General features: G+C 68.9%; 16 protein-coding genes. 6 read left to right on the top strand and 10 right to left on the bottom strand.

The genetic code is table 11. The annotated features are described in order from the left end of the window. Positions 1–240 precede the first annotated feature (240 nt). Positions 241–501 (top strand): EF-hand domain-containing protein, encoded by a 261-nt coding sequence (locus BMZ25_RS08605; protein ID WP_092692021.1) that lies wholly within the window; start codon positions 241–243, stop codon positions 499–501. Between the two features lie 138 nt (positions 502–639). Then, positions 640–1,077, top strand: coding sequence for an EF-hand domain-containing protein (locus tag BMZ25_RS08600; RefSeq protein ID WP_092692015.1), 438 nt, complete (start codon positions 640–642; stop codon positions 1,075–1,077). Positions 1,078–1,134: 57 nt separating this feature from the next. Here the strand turns inward: BMZ25_RS08600 and ilvN are convergent, their stop codons facing one another. From ilvN to BMZ25_RS08565, 7 genes are all read right to left on the bottom strand, one after another. Next, the gene (gene ilvN / locus BMZ25_RS08595; RefSeq protein WP_092692009.1) at positions 1,135–1,698 is read right to left on the bottom strand and encodes an acetolactate synthase small subunit; all 564 of its coding nucleotides are present in this window, start codon (positions 1,696–1,698) and stop codon (positions 1,135–1,137) included. Between the two features lie 61 nt (positions 1,699–1,759). Beyond that, complete coding sequence (locus BMZ25_RS08590; protein WP_092692006.1) at positions 1,760–3,517, bottom strand: acetolactate synthase 3 large subunit; 1,758 nt, start codon at positions 3,515–3,517, stop codon at positions 1,760–1,762. Positions 3,518–3,797: 280 nt separating this feature from the next. Then, positions 3,798–5,447 (bottom strand): alpha-glucosidase, encoded by a 1,650-nt coding sequence (locus BMZ25_RS08585; RefSeq protein WP_092692002.1) that lies wholly within the window; start codon positions 5,445–5,447, stop codon positions 3,798–3,800. 81 nt (positions 5,448–5,528) lie between these two features. Next, a complete protein-coding gene (locus BMZ25_RS08580) occupies positions 5,529–6,356 on the bottom strand; it encodes an arginyltransferase (protein ID WP_092691997.1) in 828 nt (275 codons plus the stop codon). Positions 6,357–6,438: 82 nt separating this feature from the next. Continuing rightward, positions 6,439–6,888 carry an RDD family protein gene (locus BMZ25_RS08575; protein ID WP_092692476.1) on the bottom strand — a complete coding sequence of 150 codons (450 nt, stop codon included), beginning with the start codon at positions 6,886–6,888 and terminating at the stop codon, positions 6,439–6,441. 91 nt (positions 6,889–6,979) lie between these two features. Further along, positions 6,980–7,408 (bottom strand): DUF2852 domain-containing protein, encoded by a 429-nt coding sequence (locus BMZ25_RS08570; protein WP_092691994.1) that lies wholly within the window; start codon positions 7,406–7,408, stop codon positions 6,980–6,982. 105 nt (positions 7,409–7,513) lie between these two features. Then, positions 7,514–7,993, bottom strand: coding sequence for a YbaK/EbsC family protein (locus tag BMZ25_RS08565; protein ID WP_092691988.1), 480 nt, complete (start codon positions 7,991–7,993; stop codon positions 7,514–7,516). 93 nt (positions 7,994–8,086) lie between these two features. On the opposite strand from BMZ25_RS08565, the gene BMZ25_RS08560 reads away from it, so the two are divergent. Both BMZ25_RS08560 and BMZ25_RS08555 read left to right on the top strand, forming a co-directional pair. Further along, entirely contained in the window at positions 8,087–10,894 is a 2,808-nt protein-coding gene (locus BMZ25_RS08560; protein WP_092691980.1) for a [protein-PII] uridylyltransferase family protein, read from the top strand. After that, positions 10,884–11,162: a hypothetical protein gene (locus BMZ25_RS08555; RefSeq protein ID WP_092691974.1), complete on the top strand. Its 279-nt coding sequence runs from the start codon at positions 10,884–10,886 to the stop codon at positions 11,160–11,162. Before BMZ25_RS08560 ends, BMZ25_RS08555 begins: the two co-directional genes overlap by 11 nt. A gap of 4 nt (positions 11,163–11,166) precedes the next feature. On the opposite strand, the gene eda is transcribed toward BMZ25_RS08555, so the two are convergent. Together eda and edd are read right to left on the bottom strand one after the other, a co-directional pair. Continuing rightward, positions 11,167–11,802, bottom strand: coding sequence for a bifunctional 4-hydroxy-2-oxoglutarate aldolase/2-dehydro-3-deoxy-phosphogluconate aldolase (gene eda, locus BMZ25_RS08550; RefSeq protein WP_092691971.1), 636 nt, complete (start codon positions 11,800–11,802; stop codon positions 11,167–11,169). A 78-nt stretch (positions 11,803–11,880) separates the two neighbouring features. Beyond that, positions 11,881–13,686 (bottom strand): phosphogluconate dehydratase, encoded by a 1,806-nt coding sequence (gene edd / locus BMZ25_RS08545; protein WP_092692472.1) that lies wholly within the window; start codon positions 13,684–13,686, stop codon positions 11,881–11,883. Between the two features lie 156 nt (positions 13,687–13,842). Between edd and BMZ25_RS08540 the strand changes: the two genes are divergently transcribed. Both BMZ25_RS08540 and BMZ25_RS08535 read left to right on the top strand, forming a co-directional pair. After that, entirely contained in the window at positions 13,843–15,042 is a 1,200-nt protein-coding gene (locus tag BMZ25_RS08540; protein WP_092691964.1) for an RSP_2647 family RNA methyltransferase, read from the top strand. Continuing rightward, on the top strand, positions 15,039–15,584 hold the full coding sequence (locus BMZ25_RS08535; RefSeq protein ID WP_092691962.1) for an RSP_2648 family PIN domain-containing protein: 546 nt from the start codon (positions 15,039–15,041) through the stop codon (positions 15,582–15,584). The genes BMZ25_RS08540 and BMZ25_RS08535 overlap by 4 nt, the downstream gene beginning before the upstream one ends. Positions 15,585–15,696: 112 nt before the next feature. On the opposite strand, the gene yghU is transcribed toward BMZ25_RS08535, so the two are convergent. Continuing rightward, positions 15,697–16,563, bottom strand: a complete 867-nt coding sequence (gene yghU, locus BMZ25_RS08530; RefSeq protein WP_092691959.1) for a glutathione-dependent disulfide-bond oxidoreductase — start codon at positions 16,561–16,563, stop codon at positions 15,697–15,699. Between the last annotated feature and the right edge of the window lie 47 nt (positions 16,564–16,610).

Raw genomic sequence — 16,610 nt, 5'->3', positions numbered from 1 at the left:
GGCATCGCTTGAAATGGCGGGATGCCGCCTAGGTCGAGCGGTGCGGCGCCGGCGCGAGACGGGGCCACAACCTCCGGGCGAATGGCAGCCGATGGGGGGCAAGGTTTGGCGCGGCTTGTCGCGCAGTTCCCGGCCCCCGCGCGACTGGCCGTTTTCCCGCCCGTGGGGCTGCTAATGTTCATTCACCGCCATCGGACGACCGGTCCGATTTAATGTGCATGAATGAACAGAGGTTGTTACATGACAATCAAGTACGGCGTACTTGCCGTCCCGCTCGTGATGGTCGCGTTGACCGCGGGGGCGTCTGCCGCGGACATCGACACCAACGATGACGGCCTGTACTCCTTTCCCGAGATGGAGGCCGCGTTCCCCGATATGGGCGTAAATGCCTTCCTCGAAATCGATTCAGACGCCGATGGGCGGGTAGATGACGCCGAACTGGCGCAGGCGCTGGACTCCGGCCTTCTCGACCCGCCGCCCGAACGGACCGCCGCGAACTGAGACGCGGCGCCCTGTGGCAGGGGACGGTCGCCGGCGACTTACATTTTCGTGAATGATTTTCTGGAACGTTTTTTGACGTCTCGTTTTGGGTCGGCGAACGACGCAGCAATGCGTCTGACGCACGAAAGGAGCTTAACGATGAAACGCTTTGCCATTGTGACGGCCACCGCCGCGCTTACCGCGACCACCGCCCTCGCGCAGGTGCCGTTTTCCGCCGTCGACACCGACGACGACAACATGCTGAGCTTCGAGGAAGTCACCGCCGTCTACACCGATGTCAGCTCGGAGGACTTCGGCGAGATGGACGAGAACGGCGACGACATGATCGATCCGGTCGAAGCCAACACGCCTGTCTCGAACAACATCCTTTCGCAGGCCGAGGCGACCACGACGGGCATGAACGTCGACATCAACGCCGAAGGCAACCAGACGATGTACTACGACTTTGACGAGGCAACGGCGCGTTATCCCGATCTGTCGTCGGAGGATTTCCAAGAAATCGACCAGAACGGCGATGACCTGATCGACGCGACCGAAATCCGGACGCCCGAGGCGGCCGCGATCCTTAACCAGTAATCCGGTCTCGAGTAACGCGAAGGGGCCGCCGGTTTCCGGCGGCCCTTTTTTTCTTGCCTATACGCTGCCGCGCGACAGAGCGGCGACGCCCGTTCGAGCCACTTCGATCAGGCCGAGGGGGCGCATCAGATCGGCGAAGGCGTCGATCTTTTCCGGCGTGCCGGTAATCTCGAACACGAAGGACGACAGCGTCGAGTCGACCACGTTCGCGCGGAAGATCTCGGCCAGCCGCAGCGCCTCGATCCGCTTGTCGCCGTCACCCGCCACCTTGAACATCGCCAGCTCGCGCTCGACGCTCGGGCCTTCGACCGTCAGGTCGTGAACCTCGTGCACCGGCACGATCCGGCCGAGTTGCGCCTTGATCTGGTCGATCACGGCCGGGGTCCCGGTGGTGACGATGGTGATCCGGCTGAGATGGCCGGTGTGATCGACCTCGGCCACGGTCAGGCTGTCGATGTTGTAGCCGCGGCCCGAGAACAGGCCGATGACGCGCGCCAGGACGCCGGCCTCGTTGTCGACGGTCACGGCCAGGGTGTGCCGCTCGATCGCCTCGGCGTTGGGGTCTCGAAGGTCGTAGGCCGAATGCTTGCTCGACCCTTTCTTGATGTTGAGGGCTGACACTGTCCTCGCCTTTCCGGTTCCTTGATCTTCGTTCGATGCGGACGGGCCGGGGCCCGCCCGGCTAGACCAGCACCGCGCCGCCGGACTTGATCGAGTCCTGGGTCTGCGCGTTCTCGCCCAGCAGCATCTTGTTGTGCGGCTCGCCCGACGGGATCATCGGGAAGCAGTTCTCGTGCTTCTCGACCAGGCAGTCGAAGATCACCGGACCGTCGTGCTCGATCATCTCCATGATCGCGTCGTCCAGGTCGGCGGGATCGTCGCACAGGATGCCCTTGGCGCCGAAGGCCTCGGCCAGCTTGACGAAGTCGGGCAGGGCTTCGGACCACGAGTGCGAATAGCGCTCGCCATGCAGCAGCTCTTGCCACTGTCGGACCATGCCCAACCGTTCATTATTCATAATGAACTGTTTCACGGGCAGGCGGAACTGCACCGCGGTGCCCATCTCCTGCATGTTCATCAGCCACGAGGCCTCGCCGGCGACGTTGATCACCAGGCTGTCCGGATGCGCCATCTGCACGCCGATCGAGGCGGGGAAGCCGTAGCCCATCGTGCCCAGGCCGCCGCTCGTCATCCAGCGGTTCGGATCCTCGAAGCCCATGTACTGCGCCGCCCACATCTGGTGCTGGCCGACCTCTGTGGTGACGTAGCGATCACGATCCTTGGTCAGCGCCTCGAGCCGGGACAGGGCGTATTGCGGCCGAATGACCTTGCCCTCCTGCTTGAAGGCGAGGCAGTCGATCCCGCGCCACTCGTTGATGCGGTTCCACCATTTCGCCAGCGCTTCGGTGTTGGTCTTGCGACCCTGCGCCTTCCAGACGCGCAGCAGGTCCTCGAGGACATGGGCGACATCGCCGATGATCGGGATGTCGACATGGATCACCTTGTTGATCGACGAGGGGTCCACGTCGATATGCGCCTTGGTCGATCCCGGCGAGAAATCCTGCACGCGGCCGGTGATGCGGTCGTCGAAGCGGGCACCGATGTTGATCATCAGGTCGCAGTCATGCATCGCCATGTTGGCCTCGTAGAGACCGTGCATGCCCAGCATCCCCAGCCAGTTCTCTCCCGACGCGGGGTAGGCGCCCAGGCCCATCAGGGTCGAGGTGACGGGAAAGTTCGTCGCCTGCACCAGTTCGCGCAGCAGCTGGCTGGCCGCGGTGCCCGAGTTGATGACGCCGCCGCCGGTATAGAGGATCGGACGCTCGGCCTGCGAGATCGCCTCGGCCAGCTTGGCGATCTGGTCCATGTCGCCCTTGACCCTGGGGCTGTAATGCTGCGTCCGGGCCTTCTGCTTGGCGGTGTAGCTGCCGGTGGCGAACTGAACGTCCTTGGGGATGTCGACCAGCACCGGGCCGGGGCGGCCGTTGGTGGCGACGTGGAAGGCCTGGTGGATCGTGTCGCTCAGGGCCTCCGTGTCCTTCACCAGCCAGTTGTGCTTGGTGCACGGGCGCGTGATGCCCACGGTGTCCGCCTCCTGGAAGCCGTCGGTGCCGATCAGGAAGGTCGGCACCTGTCCGGTCAGGACGACGATCGGGATCGAATCCATCAGTGCGTCGGTGATGCCGGTGACGGCATTGGTCGCGCCGGGGCCCGACGTGACCAGCACGACGCCCGGCTTGCCGGTCGAGCGGGCATAGCCCTCGGCGGCGTGCACCGCCCCCTGTTCGTGCCGGACGAGCACGTGACGGATCTCGTTCTGCTGGAAGATCTCGTCATAGATCGGAAGCACGGCGCCGCCCGGATACCCGAACACCACCTCGACGCCCTGGTCCTTCAGCGCCTGCACCACCATCTTCGCGCCGGTCATCGCCTGGCTCATCACGTTTCTCCGCCTTGTCGTTCAGCGCACAAAAAAGCCCCCGAGGATCGATCCGGGGGCGCATGGACTACCAATATGGTTCCGTTACCGGTCCATGCGCCAATGTCCTACGAGTACGGGAAGGATCGTCATCAGAGGGCTCCGTGTCATGCCCCTGTCAATATGATCGGAGCGGCGGAGCGTCAACCACCTTCAAAGAGAAATGTGTCGCCACGCGGTGTTTGTTTGCAAGATTATTTCCGCATTTAGGGATCCGCCCCGGCGCGGGGCGGGTCCATGCTCATGCGGCCAGGACCGCGACTGACTCCCACGGTGCCATCCGGATGCGGTCCGACAGCGCCCCGCGCGGGCCGTGCGTGGCGATCAGGTCCTGCCCCGTGACGCGAAGGGCCGGCGGGAGGTCCGCCTCGACCGACGCGCCGGACATGTTCACGATCACCGCCAGCGTGGTGCCGTTGAGGCTACGGGTATAGGCCCAGAGCTTTTCGTGATCGGCCAGTTGCGCGTCGTAGCGGCCGTGGACGATCACCGGGTGGGCACGTCGCGCGGCGATGAGGCGCTTGTAATGGGCCAGCACGCCGTCCTCCGTCTCGCGCTCCTGCGCGACGTTCAGGTGGCGGTGGTTGGGATGCACCTCGATCCAGGGCGTGCCCGAGGTGAAGCCCGCCCGCGGCCCCGAGGTCCATTGCATCGGCGTCCGCGCGTTGTCGCGCGCATTCGCGTTGGCCCCACGGATGAAGTCGGCGTCCGTCATGCCCTGGCCGGTCCATTCGTGGAACAGGTTCAGCGTCTCGAGGTCGCGGAACTGGTCGATATGCGTGAAGGCGGCATTGGTCATGCCGATCTCTTCGCCCTGGTAGACGAAGGGCATGCCCTTCATGAAATGCAGCGCCGTCGCGATGGCCTTGGCCGAATTCACGCGGTGTTCGTCGTCGTCGCCATAGCGCGAGACGGCGCGCGGCAGGTCGTGGTTGTTCAGGAACAGGGCGTTCCAGCCGTCCTCGGCCAGCGTCTCCTGCCAGCGTGCGAAGACGGACTTGAACTCGGGCAGATGGAACGGCTTCGGCGCCCATTTGCCGTGCACGGCGTCCCAGCCCTGCACGATGTGTTCGAACTGGAACACCATGTCGAGCTCGCCCCGGTCGCGCCCGGTATAGAGCAGGGCGGTGTCGGTGGTGACGTTCCAGCTTTCACCGATGGTCAGCAGGTGCTCGCCCGCCAACGCCTCGCGCCGCATCTCCTGGATGTACTCGTGGAGGTAGGGGCCTTCCTCGATCTCGCCGGTGGTCAGGTCCTTGCCGATCAGGTCGATCACGTCCATCCGGAAGCCGGCGATGCCCTTGTCGACCCACCAGCGCATCATCCGGTAGACCTCGGCCCGCATCTCTGGGTTGCGCCAGTTCAGGTCGGGCTGGCCGGGCGAGAACAGGTGAAAATAGTACTGCCCGGTCTCGGGCGACAGGCTCCAGGCCGGGCCACCGAAAAAGGCCTGCCGGTCGTCGGGCGGTCCGCCGCCGGGCGCGGGATCGCGCCAGATGTAGAACTCGCGCAGCGGCGCGTCGGTCGACTTCGCCGCATTCAGGAACCAGTTGTGCTGGTCCGAGGTGTGGTTGACGACAAGGTCCATCACGATGCCGATGTCCCGCGCCTTGGCCTCGGCCAGCAGGCGGTCGAAATCCTCCATCGTGCCGAAGGTCGGCTCGATCCCGTAGTAATCCGCGATGTCGTAGCCGTTGTCGGCCATCGGAGACGTATAGACCGGCGACAGCCACAGCACCCCGATGCCGAGATCGGCGAGATGGTCGAGCTTGTCGATGATGCCGGGGATGTCGCCGATGCCGTCGCCGTCGCTGTCGGCGAAGCTACGGGGGTAGATCTGATACCCCACGCGATCGGTCCACCAGGGAGCGTCGGCCGTGCTGGTCGTCATCGTTGTGCCTCTTGGTCCGTGGTCCGGGGCACAATTTGCAGCGGTCCGGCGCGATGACAACCGCCCCGGCGGAGGTCGGGCTCAGCGCGTGCCGCGACTGTCGGGAAGGCTGATGCGCGCGACCTGTTCGGCGATCGGGTCGGTCGAGAGGGGGTGCGTCTCGCTGGAATAGGCGGCGGGGTCGCCCATCTCCTGCCAGCGGCCCCTGAAATAGACTTCGACCGGATCGAACTTGGCCTTGTAGCCCATCTTCGGGCTGCCCGGCACCCAGTAGCCCAGGTAGACATAGGGCAGGCCGGCCTCGCGCGCGATCTCGACGTGGTCGAGGATGACATGGGTGCCCAGGCTGTCGCCCGCGCGGGCGGGATCGTAGAACGAGTAGACCATGCTCAGCCCGTCATCGAGCACGTCGGTCAGACACACGGCGGCAAGGTCGTGGGTGCCGTCCTCATCCTCGGCCAGGTATTCGACCACGCGGCTGCGGATCGGCGTCTCCTCGATCATCGCGGCGAACTCGAAGATGTCCATGTCGGCCATCCCGCCATCCGCGTGGCGGCTGTCGAGGTATCGGCGGAAGAGCGCGTATTGCTCTTCGGTCGCCCAGGGTGCGGTGGCGTTGCGACGCAGGTGCGCGTTGCGGCGCAGCACCTTGCGCTGGGTGCGAGACGGCTTGAAGTCGGCCACCCGGATCCGCGCCGACAGGCAGGCCGAACATTCGGCGCACGAGGGGCGGTAGAGCACGTTCTGACTGCGCCGAAATCCCTGTTTCGACAGGGAATCGTTCAGCGTCTCGGCCGAGTCCCCCTGCAGGGCGGTGAAGAGCTTCCGCTCCATCCGACCCTCGAGATAGGGACAGGGCTGCGGGGCCGTCACATAGAACTGTGGCGCGATCGGTAGTGTGTGGCGCATGGGGCGCAGAACCTCTGAGTCCGTATGAGCGTAGCAACGGCCCCTCGTGTCGCCAAGCCCCGATGCGCACGGTCGGTCCCGCTCAGTGTGCGGCTGCGCGATTTAGGGCGGCGGTGCCGAGAACATGGTCGACGAGACCCTGCGCACGGGGCGTCGCGACCATCAGGCCCATCGAGATCAGCTGCAGCGGAAACACCGTCATCGCGATCGTGTAGCCCGCGGTGTGAAAGAACGCCGTGGACAGGTCGAAGCGCTTGCCGTCGCGGTCCCGCAGCTCGATCGCGGTCAGCCGCATCCCCGGAGTCGCCGAGCCGCGCGCGATCGTCAGCGTGCGATAGGCGAAGCCCACCACGAGGTAGAGCGCCGGGAAGTAGAACAGCGCGGTGAACAGCGTGAACGGCACCAGCACGAGGCTGATGAGCGCGATCAGGACCACGTCCACGACCCAGGCGAGAAACCGCTTGGTCGGCACGTCGGCATAGAAATCGGCCTGGGTGTCGGGGTCCGGAAGGCCCCAGTAGGTATCGGTCATCATGGTCATGGGCAGATGTCCCTCGGATGGCTCGGAATCAAGAGGCGGCGCGCCCGCCGGCGGGGCCGGGGGCGCGCTGCGTCGCGCTCGGTCAGGCGCCGGCGGGGTGATCCACCGCGTCACCGTTGCCGGACCGCTTGCCACGCTCGTCCATGAACTGGTCGAACTCGGCCTTGTCCTTGGCGGCCCTCAGACGTTCGAGGAAGGACTGGAACGCTTCCTGTTCTTCCTCGAGCCGGCGCAGCGTCTCGGTGCGGTAGGCGTCGAAGGCGGCGTTTCCGGTGGGCGTGAATGCCCGCGAGACATGGGTGCGGTGACGGGCCTTGCGGCAGCTTCCGGTGAACATGCGCTTGCTCCAGATCATGTAGGCGAGAAGGGCGAGGCCGATCGGCCAGAAGGCGATGAAGCCGAGGACCATCAGGGCGATCCAGGCGCCCTTGCCCCTGTCGTCCAGCCAGGCTTCGGACTTGGCCAGCCAATTCTGGCGCGTGAGATGCGGTACGTCGGCGGTCGTGCTCATTGTCGGTCGGTCCTCTATCCAATGTGTCGGGTCTATGTGAATGTCTTTCACATCCCATAGATCGGGACCGACCGGGCCGCCTTCAAGGGGTAATGTGAATGATTTTCACATACCCCGCGCCGCGGTGAACAGGGCCAGTTCCGCGCCGGTCAGCCGCAGCAGGTCGCCGGCCGGGATCGGGAACACGTGGCGCGGCGTGCCGGCCGCCGCCCAGACCACGTCGAACGTCGTCAGGAGAGGGTCGCAGAAGGTGCGGACCGGCGCCGTGTGGCCCAGGGGCGCGACGCCGCCGATGGCGAAGCCGGTCTGCGCGCGCACCAGCGTCGCGTCAGCCTTGCCCAGCGGTTCGCCGGCCGCCTGCGCAGCGAGCGTGTCGTCGACGCGGTTGCCGCCGGCGGTGAGGAACAGGATCGCCCGTTCGCTCTCTTCGCCGCGATAGATGATCGACTTGACGATCTGGTCCAGCCCGCAGTCGACCGCGTCGGCGGCCTGCTGCGCGGTGCGCGTCTCGCCCATCTCGACGATCTCGGCGTCGAGGCCCGCTTCGTCCAGCGCCGCGCGGACCCGCTTCAGGCTCTTGCTCATCACTGCCTCCTGCACGTTTCGGCAGAGCGTCGCGCGACGGCGGGCAGGGCGCAAGCGCTTGACCCGCGTGCGCCGCCGCCGCATCCCTGTCCCATGAGCTTTGCCGACCGCCTGACCCGCTGCCCCGCCGCCTACGACCCGCAGAAGGGCCGCGAGGCCGCCGATGCGTTCCGCGACCTCCCCGAGACGATGCAGGACCTGGTGGCCGGCGCCGCGGGCTCGTCGCCCTATCTCGCCAACGTCATAGGACAGGAGAGCGACTGGCTCGCCCCCGAGCTGGAGCGCGCGCCCGAGGACGCCGCACGGGCGCTGATCGACAGCCTGGCCACGTTGCCGGACCGCACGCTGGGCGACGAGCTGCGACGCGCCAAGCGCCGGCTCGCCGTGCTGGTGGCGCTGGCCGACCTGGGCGGGGTCTGGCCGCTGGAAGACGTGACGGGCACGCTGACCCGCTTTGCCGACGCGGCGGTGGACGCCGCCCTGAAATCCTGCGTCGCGGCCGAAATCGCCCGCGGCAAGCTGCCCGGCATGACCGAGGCCGACCGCGACCGCGCCGCCGGCATGACGGTGCTTGCGATGGGAAAGATGGGCGCCGGAGAGCTGAACTATTCCTCGGACATCGACCTGATCTGCCTGTTCGACGAAGAGGTCTACGACGAGGACGCCTATCTCGACGCCCGCAGCGCGCTGATCCGGGCGACGCGCAAGATGACCGCCCTGCTGTCCGAGACGACGGGCGAGGGCTATGTCTTTCGCACCGACCTGCGCCTGCGCCCCGATCCGGGCGTCACGCCGGTCTGCCTGTCGATGGACGCGGCCGAACGCTACTACGAAAGCCTCGGCCGCACGTGGGAGCGCGCCGCCTACGTCAAGGCGCGCGCCTGTGCGGGCGATATCGCGGCCGGGGAGCGGTTCCTCGAGGCGCTGACGCCGTTCGTCTGGCGCAAGCATCTGGATTTCTGGGCGATCCGCGACGCCCACGACATGCGGCTGAAGATCCGCTCGCACAAGGGGCTGGGCGGCCCCATCACCCTGCCGGGACACGACATGAAGCTGGGCCGGGGCGGTATCCGCGAGATCGAGTTCTTCACCCAGACCCGGCAGATCATCGCGGGCGGTCGCGACCCGTCGCTGCGCGTGCGCGGCACGGTCGAGGGGCTGTCGCGGCTGGCCGACGCGGGGTGGGTGCCCCGCGACGTGACCGACACGCTCAGCGCCGAGTACCGCGCGCACCGCGAAGTCGAGCACCGCCTGCAGATGGTGAACGACGCGCAGACCCACGACCTGCCGCAGGACGACGCGGGCTTCGACCGGCTGGCGGCGTTGATGGGGCGCGACGTGTCCGAGCTGAAGGCGGACCTGGCCGACCGGCTGGAGCGGGTGCGACAACTGACCGAGGATTTCTTCGACCCCGGCGCCCGGCCCGAGGACGAGCCCGACCTGACCGAGGGGCAGGCCGAGATCGTGGCGCGGTGGCGCAGCTATCCGGCGCTGCGCAGCGAGCGGGCTCAGGCGATCTTCGAGCGGGTGAAGCCCGTGCTCCTGGAAAAGCTCGACCAGACGGCCGATCCGGACCGGACGCTGGTGCATCTCGACGGGTTCCTCTCGGGCCTGCCCGCGGGGGTGCAGCTGTTCGCGCTTCTGGACGCGAATCCGACGCTGATCGACCTGCTGATCGACATTGCCGGGACCTCGCCTGCACTGGCGAGCTATCTCAGCCGAAATTCCGGCGTGTTCGACGCGGTGATCGGCGGGGCGTTCTTCGAGGAATGGCCGGGGCGCGAGGCGCTGACGGACGATCTCGCCCGGGCGCTCGCCGCGTCCCACGATTACGAGGCGCAGCTGGACGCCGCGCGCCGCTGGGCGAAGGAATGGCACTTCCGCATCGGCGTCCATCACCTGCGCGGGCTGATCGACGCCGCGACGGCGCGCACGCAATACGCCGACCTGGCCGAGGCGGTGCTGAACGGCGTATGGCCGGCGGTGGTCGACTCGTTCGCCGAGCGGCATGGGCCGCCGCCGGGCGATGGTGCGGCGGTGCTGGGCATGGGCTCGCTCGGGGCCGGGCGGCTGAACGCGACCTCGGACCTCGACCTGATCGTGATCTACGAGGAGGCCGGGGTCGAGTCGTCGGACGGGCCGAAGCCGCTGAACACCCGCGCCTATTACGCCCGTCTCACGCAGGCGCTGGTGACCGCGCTGTCGGCGCCGATGCCCGCGGGCAAGCTCTACGAGGTGGACATGCGGCTCAGGCCCTCGGGCAAGCAGGGGCCGGTGGCGACGGCGTTCTCGGCCTTCCGCCGCTACCAGGCGGAAGAGGCCTGGACGTGGGAGCACCTGGCCCTGACGCGGGCGCGGCCCGTCGCGGGGGCCGAAAAGCTGGGAGCCGAGATCGCGGCCTTCCGGCAGGAGCTCCTGGACCGTCCGCGCGACACCGCGCGGGTCATGGGCAACGTCGAGACGATGCGGACGCGGCTGGCCGAGGCGCAGCGCGGCGCGCCGGGGCCGCTGGAGGCCAAGGCGGGGCCGGGGCGGCTGCAGGACATCGAGCTGCTGTCCTCGGCCCTGGCGCTGCTGGCGCCGAGTCCCGAGGCCGCGCCGCCCGATCAGATCGCGGCCGGAGAGGCGGCAGGCCTCGTCACCGCGGACGAGGCCGCCACCCTGGCCGCCACGCACCGGCTGCTGAGCGCGGTACAGGCCGGCGCCAGGCTGTTGACCGGCGAGGGGATCGATCCCGATGCGCTGGTCGCGGGGGGCGAGGCGCTGCTTCTGCGCGAGACGGGGACGGACAGCGTCGGCGACCTGATCGCGCGGGTCGCCGAGGCTTCGGACGAGGCCGCCGGCATCATCGAGACCGTGCTTTCGAGGCACGGGGGCATGGAGGCACGCGATGCGGGGTGATCCCAACGACCACGACGACCCGAAGGGACTGATCCGCGACGCCTATGGCATCGAGGGGATCTCGGCGCCGGAATGTCGCTCGATCTTCCTGGACTGGGCGCTGTCGCTGCCGGACGACCGACCCCAGGGAGAGGCGATCGCCAAGCTGGTGGAGCGGTACGGCGCGCAGGCGCCCGACCACCCGATGACCGCGGTGCTGAGCGAGGGGCAGGAGGGCATCGCCGCCTCCGGTCGCCGGGGCGGCCGCGCGGGCCGCACCCGGCATTGAGGCGTCAGAGCGCCGCGGCCTCGCGGGCGAGTTCCTCGATCGCGGCCCAGTCGCGGGCGGCGACCTTGTCCTTCGGGGCCACCCACGAGCCGCCGACGCAGAGCACGTTCGGCAGGTCGAGATAGCTGCGGGCGTTCGCCAGGCTGACGCCGCCCGTGGGGCAGAAGCTGACCTGCGGGATCGGGGCGCCGATCGCCTTGAGCGCCGCCGCGCCGCCCGACGCCTCGGCCGGGAAGAACTTCTGCGTGGTATAGCCGCGATCCATCAGCGCCATCGCCTCGGTCGCGGTGGCCGCGCCGGGCAGGAGCGGCAGGTCGGCATCCTCGCAGGCGTCGACCAGCCGCGGGGTCGCGCCGGGCGAGACGCCGAAGGTCGCGCCGGCCTCCTTCGCGCGCGCGACGTCGTCGGGCGTCAGGAGCGTGCCGGCGCCGACCATGCCGCCCGCGACCCCGGACATCTCGCGGATCGCGTCGAGCGCGGCGTCGGTGCGCAGCGTCACCTCGAGCGCGGGCAGGCCGCCGGCGACCAGCGCCTCGGCCAGGGGGCGGGCGATCGAGGCGTCCTCGATCACCAGGACCGGGATCACCGGCGCGCGGCGGCAGAGGTCGGCGGTGCGGGCGGCGGCGTCTTGGGGCGTCATGTCGGTGTCCTGTCGTTGCGCGGGCCGCAGGCCGGGGCCTCCGGCGGGAGTATTTTCGCGAAGATGAAGCAGATGCGGTCAGACCACAACGCCGGCACCGTGGGTGGCGAGGCCGACATTGTTGCGGAACACCTCGAACAGCTCGCGCCCGACGCCGTGGCCGTTGTCCGACAGGTCGGCGGCGGCGGGAGTGCGGGCGGCGAGGTCGACATCCAGCACGTCGATCGTGCCCTGCGTGGCGTCGACACGCACCACGTCGCCGTCGCGAAGCCGAGAGAGCGGGCCGCCGTCGGCGGCCTCGGGCGAGACGTGGATCGCCGCGGGCACCTTGCCCGAGGCGCCGGACATCCGGCCGTCGGTGACCAGCGCCACCTTCAGGCCGCGGTCCTGCAGCACCGCGAGGGTCGGGGTCAGCGAGTGGAGTTCCGGCATGCCGTTGGCCCTGGGGCCCTGAAAGCGGACGACGACCACCGTGTCCTCGGTGAATTCGCCCGCCTTGAAGGCGTCCTTGACCTGCTGCTGGTCGGAGAAGACCCGCACCGGGGCCTCGATCACGTGTCGTTCGGCCGCGACGGCCGAGACCTTCATCACGCCGCGCCCGAGGTTGCCCTGCAGGTCGGCGAGGCCGCCGGTCTTCTGGAACGGGTCGGAGACCGGGCGGAGGATGCGGTCGTTCAGGGTCTCGCCCGCGCCCGGCTCCCAGACGATCTCGCCGTCGCGGAGCCGGGGCTCGCGGGTGTAGAGCGACAGGCCATCGCCGGCGACGGTCTTGACGTCGTCGTGCAGGAGCCCCGCCTCGAGCAGCTCGCCGATCATGTAGCCGAGCCCGCCGGCGGCGTGGAAATGGTTCACGTCGGCGAGCCCGTTGGGATAGACCTTGGCCATCTGCGGCGTGATCGCGGAGATGTCCGCGAAATCCTGGATGTCGAGCTGCACGCCGGCGGCGCGCGCCATCGCGGGCAGGTGGATGATCAGATTGGTCGAGCCACCGGTCGCCATCAACCCGACGATGCCGTTCACGAAGGCCTTTTCGTCGAGGACGTGACCCACGGGGCGGTAGTCGTTGCCGAGGGCCGTGATCTCGAGCGCGCGTTTGGCGCCGGCCTCGGTCAGGGCGTCGCGGAGCGGGGTGCCCGGGTTGACGAAGGAGGCGCCGGGCAGGTGCAGGCCCATGAACTCCATCAGCATCTGGTTGGAGTTCGCGGTGCCGTAGAAGGTGCAGGTGCCGGGGCCGTGATAGCTTTCCATCTCGGCGCGCATCAGGGCGTCGCGCCCGACCTCGCCGGCGGCGAATTGCTGGCGGACCTTGGATTTCTCGTCGTTCGGCAGGCCGCTGGTCATCGGGCCGGCGGGCAGGAAAACGCCGGGGATGTAGCCGAAGGTGGCCGCGGCGATCACGAGGCCGGGGACGATCTTGTCGCAGACGCCGAGATAGACGGCGCTGTCGAAGACGTTGTGGCTGAGCGCCACACCCGTCGCCAGCGCGATCACGTCGCGCGAGAACAGCGACAGTTCCATGCCGACCTGGCCCTGGGTGACGCCGTCGCACATCGCGGGGACGCCGCCGGCGACCTGGGCCGTGGCGCCGGTGGCGCGGGCGGCGGCGCGGATGCGGTCGGGGAAGCTCTCGAACGGCTGGTGGGCGCTGAGCATGTCGTTGTAGGCGGTGACGATGCCCAGGTTGGGTGTCTTCTCGGCGGCGAGCGCGTCCTTGTCGGCGCCCATCGCGGCATAGGCGTGGGCCTGGTTGCCGCAGGTGAGGTGCGCCCGGCGCGGGCCCTCGTCCGCGGCGCGGGCCATCCGGTCGAGATAGGTCGCGCGGCTGTCGCGCGAGCGTTCCCTGATGCGTTCGGTGACGTCGGTGAGCGTGGGGTGAACCGCCATGAAGGGTGCCTTCGCCTGCGTTTCGGTCCTGCGCATCGTAGCGTCGTTAGCGCTAACTGTCCAGTCCCGTGCGCGGCACGTCTCGGGGGGCGATTCCGGCGCCAGGCGCGGCCGCCGCGGCTTTTCAAGGGCGTCACTCCCCGCTAGGAGACCGGCATGACAGTCGCAGAACGCCCCGTGCTCCGCCTCAAGCCCAAGACCGATTCCCGCGCGATCCGCCACGGCGCGCCGTGGGTCTTCGCCGACGAGGTCGTGCTCGACCGCCGGACCCGCGCGCTGCCCGCGGGCACCATCGTCACGCTCGAGGACGCCGAACGCCGGGCGCTGGGGGTCGTCGCGATCAACACCGGCTCGAAGATCGTCGCGCGGATGCTCGACCGGGACCCGGATGCCGAGATCGGCCGCGACTGGATCGCGGTGCGGCTGGGGGCGGCGCTGGCGCTACGTGAGGCGCTCTACGATGCACCGTTCTACCGCCTCGTCCATGCCGAGGGGGACGGCCTGCCGGGGCTGGTGATCGACCGGTTCGGGGCGGCCGCGGTGATCCAGCCGAACGCCGCCTGGGCGGAATTGCTCCTGGATGACATCGTGGCGGTGCTGTCGGATCTGACGGGCGTGTCCTGCGTGGTCAAGAACGCCGCGGGCCGGGCGCGGGGGCTGGAAGGGCTGGACGACGTCTCGTCGGTGCTGACCGGAGAGGTTTCTGCGCCCGTTCCGGTGCCGATGAACGGGGCGACCTACATGGCCGACCTGACCGGGGGCCAGAAGACCGGCCTGTTCTACGACCAGCGGCCGAACCAGGCCTTTGCCGCGCGGCTGGCGCGGGGCGGGCGGATGCTGGACGTGTTCTCGCATGTGGGCGGGTTCGCGCTGGCGGCGCTGGCCGGCGGGGCCGAGAGTGCCCTGGCGGTGGATTCGTCGGCGCCGGCGCTCGCGCTCGCGCGGAAGGGGGCGGAGGCCGGCGGCGTGGGCGCGCGGTTCGAGACGCGGCAGGAGGATGCCTTTGCCGCGCTGGAGGCGATGGGGCGCGACGGAGAGCGGTTCGACCTCGTGGTCTGCGATCCGCCGGCCTTCGCGCCGTCGAAGCAGGCGCTGGACGCGGGGCTGCGCGCCTATGAGCGGGTTGCGCGGCTTGCAGCGCCACTGGTCGCGCCGGGCGGGTTCCTGATGCTGTGCTCATGCTCTCACGCCGCGGACCTGGGGCGGTTCCGCACCGCGTCGGTCCGGGGCATCGGCCGGGCCGGACGTCGGGGGCAGCTGATCCGCACGGGCTTTGCCGGGCCCGACCATCCGCAGCACCCGCAGCTGGCGGAGACGGGATATCTCAAGGCGCTGGCGTTCCGGCTGATGCCGTGAAGGTCCTGATCGATGCCAATGTCATGTTCCCGACGGTGCTGCGCGAGATCGTGCTGGGCGTCGCCGGGGAGGGGCTGTTCACGCCGCTCTGGTCGGCGCGGATCCTCGAGGAATGGGCGCGGGCGGCGGTGAAGCTGGGGCCCGGCGCGGAGGAGGTCGCGCGGGGCGAGATCGCTCTGTTGCGGGCGGCGTGGCCGCGGGCAGAGATCGTGCCGCGCGCGGGCGACGGCGCGCGGCTGTGGCTGCCGGACCCGGCGGACGTGCATGTCCTGGCCGCGGCGATCGCCGGGTCGGCGGACCTGATCCTGACGCTGAACGCGAAGGACTTCCCGCGCGGCGAGCTGGCCGCCGAGGGCATCGGGCGGCGCGATCCCGACGGGCTTCTGATGGAGCTGTGGCTCGTGGACGGGTCGGCGGTGGAGCGGGCGGTGATGCGGGTCCACGGCGAGGCGGAGCGGCTGTCGGGCGAGGCCGTCCCACTGCGCGCGCTGCTCAAGCGGGCGCGGCTGCCGCGGCTGGGCAAGGCGCTGGCGCGGGGCTAGGGGAGGCGCTTTGCCTTTTTGCGCTACCGCGCGGGGGGAGGGGGACGCTGTCCCCCTCTTGCGCTGACGCGCAATTCACCCCCTGGGATATTTCAGGACAGAAGAAGGGCGGTCAGCCGGTGGCGTCGAGTTTGTCCTGGGTCCTGGTGTCGAAGTCGGCCGCGTCGTGCCGCTCGCGCAGCTGCGTGGCCGGGTCGCCCTTGACGCGGTTGACCATGCGCCCGCGCTGCACTGCCGGGCGGGCGTCGATCGCGCGCGACCAGCGCTGGAGATGGGTGTAGGAGGCCACGTCGAGGAACTCGGCGGCCTCGTACTGGCGGCCGAGCGCCAGCTGGCCGTACCAGGCCCAGATCGCCATGTCGGCGATGGAATAGGGGCCGGCCATGAACTCCTTGTCGGCGAGATGGCGATCCAGCACATCGAGCTGGCGCTTTGTCTCCATCGCGAAGCGGTTGATCGGGTATTCCATCGGCTCGGGGGCATAGGCGTAGAAATGGCCGAAGCCGCCGCCGAGATAGGGTGCGCTGCCCATCTGCCAGAACAGCCAGCTGAGCTGCTCGGTCCGGGTCGCGGGGTCGGTGGCGAGGAAGGCGCCGAAGCGCTCGGCCAGGTAGAGCAGGATCGCGCCGGATTCGAAGACGCGCTGCGGCTCGGCGCCGGAGCGGTCGACGAGGGCGGGGATCTTGGAATTGGGGTTGATCTCGACGAAGCCCGAGCCGAACTGGTCGCCCTCGCCGATGTCGATGAGCCAGGCGTCGTAGTCCGCGCCCGCATGGCCGGCGGCGAGGAGTTCCTCGAACATCACTGTCACCTTCACGCCGTTGGGCGTGCCGAGCGAGTAGAGCTGGAACGGATGCTTGCCCACGGGCAGCTCGGCGTCGTGGGTCGGTCCCGCGATGGGGCGGTTGGTCTTGGAGAAGCGGCCGCCGCTGTCGGCCTCCCAGGTCCAGACGCGTGGCGGCGTATAGCTTTGGGCCATCGGTAAAACCTTCTCGATTGGGGTGTCGGGCGCAGGAAACAGGGCGC

Source organism: Tranquillimonas rosea (genome assembly GCF_900111315.1).
Taxonomy (GTDB): domain Bacteria; phylum Pseudomonadota; class Alphaproteobacteria; order Rhodobacterales; family Rhodobacteraceae; genus Tranquillimonas; species Tranquillimonas rosea.
The sequence above is the reverse complement of the archived record's forward strand: the minus strand, read 5'-3'. Positions and strand labels throughout refer to the sequence as shown.